The organism is Nocardioides stalactiti (assembly GCF_014180715.1).
GTDB lineage: Bacteria > Actinomycetota > Actinomycetes > Propionibacteriales > Nocardioidaceae > Nocardioides > Nocardioides stalactiti.
On sequence record NZ_JACEFC010000136.1, the window covers coordinates 4,417 to 9,775 of the forward strand.

General features: G+C 71.9%; 5 protein-coding genes. 3 read left to right on the forward strand and 2 right to left on the reverse strand.

Annotated features, from left to right (window positions below):
- A partial coding sequence (locus H0487_RS19725; RefSeq protein WP_220793610.1) for a hypothetical protein occupies positions 1-289 on the forward strand: 289 nt, incomplete at its 5' end.
- Between the two features lie 10 nt (positions 290-299).
- Here H0487_RS19725 and H0487_RS19730 read toward each other — a convergent pair.
- Positions 300-1,583, reverse strand: coding sequence for a phosphodiester glycosidase family protein (locus H0487_RS19730; RefSeq protein ID WP_183095937.1), 1,284 nt, complete (start codon positions 1,581-1,583; stop codon positions 300-302).
- 97 nt (positions 1,584-1,680) lie between these two features.
- Here H0487_RS19730 and H0487_RS19735 point away from each other — a divergent pair, with 97 nt between their 5' ends.
- Entirely contained in the window at positions 1,681-2,838 is a 1,158-nt protein-coding gene (locus H0487_RS19735; protein WP_183095938.1) for a site-specific DNA-methyltransferase, read from the forward strand.
- Here H0487_RS19735 and H0487_RS19740 read toward each other — a convergent pair.
- The gene (locus tag H0487_RS19740) at positions 2,835-4,259 is read right to left on the reverse strand and encodes a WS/DGAT/MGAT family O-acyltransferase (RefSeq protein WP_183095939.1); all 1,425 of its coding nucleotides are present in this window, start codon (positions 4,257-4,259) and stop codon (positions 2,835-2,837) included. The genes H0487_RS19735 and H0487_RS19740 overlap by 4 nt on opposite strands.
- 99 nt (positions 4,260-4,358) lie before the next feature.
- On the opposite strand from H0487_RS19740, the gene H0487_RS19745 reads away from it, so the two are divergent.
- On the forward strand, positions 4,359-5,359 hold a 1,001-nt coding region (locus H0487_RS19745), incomplete at its 3' end, for an FG-GAP repeat domain-containing protein (protein ID WP_183095940.1).

Consider the following 5,359-nt stretch of genomic DNA (forward strand, 5'->3'; position numbering starts at 1 on the left):
GGAGGCCACCGTGCTGGACGAGCCCGGTGACCTCGCGGACTACGTCCGGCAGTTCGGCTCGACGTCGCTGGTGCAGGACCTTCGGGGTGCGGTCCGGGCCGTCCCGCTCGCCGAGGGACGCGTCGTCGGCGTCGCGGTGATCGCGATCGGCTGCGACGTCCCTCCGGACGCGACCGTCACCGAGGACGGCGACACGTTCGTCGTGCTCCCGGCCAAGGTCGTCGACCCGCACCTGGAGTGCTTCGCGCCGGTGACGAGCGTCGCGGTACTCGACCTGCCGGTGCGCTAGCCCGGGTCGACTAGCCCCGCCCGGCGGGTGGCGTGTAGGTCACCTCGAGGCCGTTAGGCACGGGGCGCAGCACCCCGTCCGACGGTGAGTTGATGACCTTGAGCTTGCCGTCACGGATCGCCGCGAGCGTCGTCGAGCCACCGCCGTCGAGGTTGAGGCCGTCCTCCGCGCCGAGCCTGAGGAGCATCTTCCCCAGCTCGACCATCGTGTAGCCGCGGCTGAAGTCCTGGCGGCCGTCGACCACCAGGATGATGAGCTCCTTGGTGTCGCGGTCGACCCCGACGGCCGTCCGCGGGTGCATCTCGCCGTCGTCGGTGGCCAGGACCTGACGCTTCTTGAGCAGCAGGGCATTGCCGGTGAGCGCCATCGCGACGTCGCCGTCGAGCCGGTAGCCGACGCGGACGCGGGTGCCGACGGTCAGGGCGCGCAACCGGTCCTCGGCCTCGTCGCCGCGGGCCAGCAGCACGGTCCCCTTGATCGGGGTGTTGTTCGGCAGGGACGTCGTGTTGGAGACGACCCGGCCGTCGACGACCTGGACGTAGCGGACCTGACGCCGCTGGCCGTCGGTCCAGCCGTAGCCGGCCGTCCGGCCGAAGCGGTAGTCGTAGATCCCGGTGCCGTAGACCTTCACCCGCGGGGAGTTGTAGTTGGTGATGTCGATCTCGGGGTGACCGACGACCTCGGCGACCATCGGCAGCTCACCGACGTGCCACTTGCCGGCGGTGTTCATCGAGATCGCGTTGTTCCACCCGAAGTCGATCGCGTTCCAGAGCGTGCCGTCGAGCTCGTGGCCGAGGCCGAGCGGAGCCCCGGTGTCGCTGATGTCGAAGAAGTCGCCGTTGATGCCGGCGACGAGGTCCGGCGTCCCGGCGATCATGTCCGTGACGGGCTGGGTCTGACGGACCCGCGGTCCGTGGGCGTAGTCGACGTGGATGCCGGGCTCGGTCCACTTCACGCGGGTGACGAAGTAGCGGACCGGGCCGCGGGCGGTCTTGGCGTCCCAGCCGGTGATGGTCACGCCCGGCGCGGGCTGGTAGGTGAACCGCTGCGTCCGTCCGAGGACCGCGCGCTGACCGGGCACCAGCGGTGCGGCGATCTCGCCGGGCACCTGGTCGGAGGTCTGCCAGGTGTGCGGGTCGTCGGGGTCCGGGGTCGGGCCGACCTGGGGGAGGGTCGGCGCGGTCGCCTGCTGGGCGGCGGGCGGCCTGGAGGGATCCTCGTCCTTGACGAACACCAGGGCGCCGGCGGTCGCCAGCAACGACAGCACCAGGATCTCGGGGAAGCGGCGCAGCATGGTTGCCAGGTTAAGAAACCGAGGGCCCCGACTCCGGGAGGCTGCGCCCATCGGCGTGGCAGGGCAGCCCTGTCAGCCGACCGGCGATGATGAGCGGGTGGCGCGCCCGGTCAACACCTTCGTCGAGGGCGACAACCTCGACGTGCTCGCCGGGCTGCCTGCGGCGTCGTACGACCTCATCTACATCGACCCGCCCTACAACACCGGCAGCGACTTCGCCTACGCCGACGACTTCAAGGGTGACCGCGGCGCCGGGCTGCGCGGGCGGCACCAGGCGTGGCTGGCGATGATGCGGCCGCGGATCGAGGCGGGTCGGCGGGTGCTCGCCGACACCGGGGCGCTGTTCGTCAGCATCGACGACCACGAGGTCGCCCACCTGCGGCTGCTCCTCGACGAGGTGTACGGCGAGCAGAACTTCCTCGCCCAGGTCGTGGTCAACCTCAACCCCAAGGGCCGCCAGCTCGGCGGCGGGTTCGCGACCTTCCACGAGTACGTCCTGGTCTATGCCAAGGACGCCCGGCGGTGCGTGCTCGACGCGTCCAGCCCTGACCTGGTCGTCGAGGCGGACTTCCCGCTCGTCGCCGACGACGGGCGGCGCTACCGCCGGCTGCCGCTGCGCAACACCAACAAGAAGTTCAACCCGCTCACGGCGCCGACCCTGCACTTCGCGATCTGGGGCGACCCCACGACCGGCGCGGTCCGTACCGTCCCGTTCGCCGGGGCCGTCGAGATCAAGCCCGTCTTCGGCGACGGCTCGCCGGCGGTCTGGCGCTGGTCGCGTCCGCGGATCGACGAGCGCCCCGACGACCTCGTCTGCCGGGTCGTGCGCGGGGCGCAGGGGGAGCGGGTCGACGTCTTCCAGCGCGACTGGCGCCATCCCGGCACCCGCCGCAAGAAGCTGCGGACCATCTGGCTCGCCGAGGAGATCGGCTCCACCGACACCGCGGTGGCCGAGCTCAAGGAGGTGGTCGGACACCTCTTCGAGTCACCCAAGCCGACGGGACTGGTGCGCCGGATCCTCGACACGATGCCGCCCGACGCCCGGGTCCTCGACTACTTCGCCGGCAGCGGCACCACCGGTCACGCGGTGGTGCTCGCCAACGCCGCCGACGGAGGTCGTCGTACCTGCCTCTCGATCAACCACGCCGAGCCCGTGCGCCCCGGCTCCAACGCCGACCTCGCCGGCTTCCGCACGGTCGCCGACATCACCCGTGCCCGCCTGCGCGCCGTCGACCCCTCACTCGTCGAGCGCTAGATGCCCGCGGCCTTCTCGAGGGCGGCGAGCTCGTCGTCCAGGAAGGTCAGCAGGCGCTGGAGGCGGGGGACCGTGCGGCGGCAGCCGGTGAGGCCGAACCCCATGCTGCCGTCGTACGACGTGCACGTGATGTTGAGCGCCATCCCGTTGATGGGGATCGACAACGGGTAGTTGCCGACCAGCTTGGCGCCGTTCCAGTAGTGCGTCGTCCGCGGGCCCGGGACGTTGCTGATGATGAGGTTGTAGGGCGACCGGATGATGCCCTGCATCCGCAGCGCGGGCCCGAGCAGCGCCGGGGCCTGGCCGATCGCGCTCATCGCGAGGATCTGGACGGGCGTCAGCGACTTGAGAGCGTCCTTGCCGTCCTTCATCGACTTCTGGACCGCCCGGAGCCGGTCGGCCGGGTCGGCCTGGTCGGTGCCGAGCCGCGCCATCACCGAACCGACCGCGTTGCCGCCCTCGGCCGAGGGCAGGTGCGACTCCTTGGCCTTGAGCCCGACGGGGACCATCGCGACCAGCGGTGTGTCCGGGAGCGCGTCCTGCTCGATCAGGTAGGTGCGGATGGCGCCGCCGCACATCGCCAGCACGACGTCGTTGATCGTCGAGCCGGTCGCCTTGCCCACTGCCCGGATCCGTTCGACGGGCCAGTCCTGCGCGGCGAACCGGCGGGCACCGGTGATGTTGCGGTTGAACATGGTGCGGGGCGTGTGGAGCGACAACGTCGAGGTCTCGTTGCGCATGCCCTTGTTGAGCGTCTTGATGAGGGCGCCCGGCATGCCGGCTGCCTCGGCGGTGACGCCCAGAGCGGTGCGCAACGCGTCGCCGGGTAGCTGGGCCAGCCCCTTGGCGGCCTCCGTCATCGGCGCCTCGACCTCAGCCTTCGGCTTGCGGATCGCCCGCTTGGCCCAGGGTGCGGCCATGTCGCGCTCGTCGGGGTTGGTCGACATGGTGCTCTGCATCAGCCGCATCGCGGAGATGCCGTCGACGAGGCCGTGGTGGATCTTCGTGTACATCGCGACCCGGCCGTCGGCGAGACCCTCGATGAGGTGCGCCTCCCAGAGCGGTCGCTCCCAGTCGAGCCGGGTGCTGTGCAGCCGCCCGCACAGCTCGAGCAGCTCGCGGATGCGGCCCGGGCTCGGCAGCGCGCTGTGCCGGACGTGGTGCTCGATGTCGAAGTTCTCGTCCTGGCGCCAGAAGAGCTGCCCGGCCGTGCGCACCGACCGGTAGGGGTGCTTGAGGAACAGCGGCATGACCTCCTCGCTGCTCGCGATGGCCTGCTCGTAGAGCTCCCGGACGAAGTCGGGGCCCGCGTCCTCCGGCTTCTCGTAGAGCTGGAGCCCGCCGACGTGCATCGGCTGGTTCTTGCTCTCCGAGAGGAGGAACGCCGCCGACGGTGGGTCGATCGGGCGAGGCTTGGGCATAGCGGGCACAGGGAGCACCTTTCGTCTGGCCGCCGATCCTCCCCTGCTGTGACAGTCGCCACAAGGGGCGCGCCGACGGCGGCGTGGAAGGATGCGGCCGTGACCGACGTGCAGCGACCGGGAGGGCACCGCCGCCTCCGGGGGGCAGGGGGACTCGTCGCCCTGCTCGTCGCCCTGCTCGTCCTGGCCGCCGGCTGCTCGATGGAGACAGGGGAGTCGGCTCCGTCGGGCTCCTCGTCGGTGCCGACGTTCAGCGTGGCCCCGACCGAGATCCCGACCGATGTCCCGACGGGGACCCCGAGCGAGACCGCCCCCGACGCCCCGTCGACGGGACCGACGACGCCGCCCAGCCTCCCGGTCACCTCCGACCTCGACGGCGACGGCCGCGGTGACGCGACCGCGGTGTTCGGTGCCCGGATCGGCGTCGAGGAGCTCCGGCTCACCAGCACGGGCGCGGCGTTCGCGGTCGTCCGCGAGCAGGTGACGTCGTACGCCGACAGCACCTGGGCCGACTTCGACGGCGACGGGACGCTCGACCAGGTCGGGTGGGGCTACGAGCTCGGCGGGACGCTGACCCTCACCTCGGAGGACCTGGGCTGGAGCGAGCTCAACCTGCCGGTGCGGCTCGACGAGGAGCAGCCGTGGATCACCCTCAAGGCGGGCGACGTCGACGGCGACGGCAGGCCCGACCTCGTCGGCTGGGGCGCGACCGGGCCGCGGGAGGTGTCGGTGTGGGTGCTGCGCGGCACCGGCACCGGCTTCGCGGCGCCCCAGGAGTGGGCGGTCCTGGCCCGGACGACCTTCGCCCGGACGACCGTGGCGATCGCCGACCTGACGGGTGACGGGGCGGCGGACCTGGCTGTCCGGGTGCCCCTCGGTGGGCCGCCTCGCAACGACGGCCGCTCCGGACTCGCTCTTCTCACCTCGACCCGCAACGCCTTCACGCAGGGACCGCTCGCGCGGCCGGTGCCGCTCGTCGACGCCGCCGCCCTGGTCGCCGGGGCGTTCACGGCCGACGGCCCGCCCATCCTGCTGCTGGTCGGCAGCGGCCGCCGCGGGACGGTCGTGCAGGGCCTGCGCGCCTCCGACGGCGGCTTCGT

Excerpts from the sequence above, each read along its gene's own strand:
- H0487_RS19730 (WP_183095937.1), bottom strand. The coding sequence starts at position 1,583 with ATGCTGCGCCGCTTCCCCGAGATCCTGGTGCTGTCGTTGCTGGCGACC.
- H0487_RS19740 (WP_183095939.1), bottom strand. The coding sequence starts at position 4,259 with ATGCCCAAGCCTCGCCCGATCGACCCACCGTCGGCGGCGTTCCTCCTC.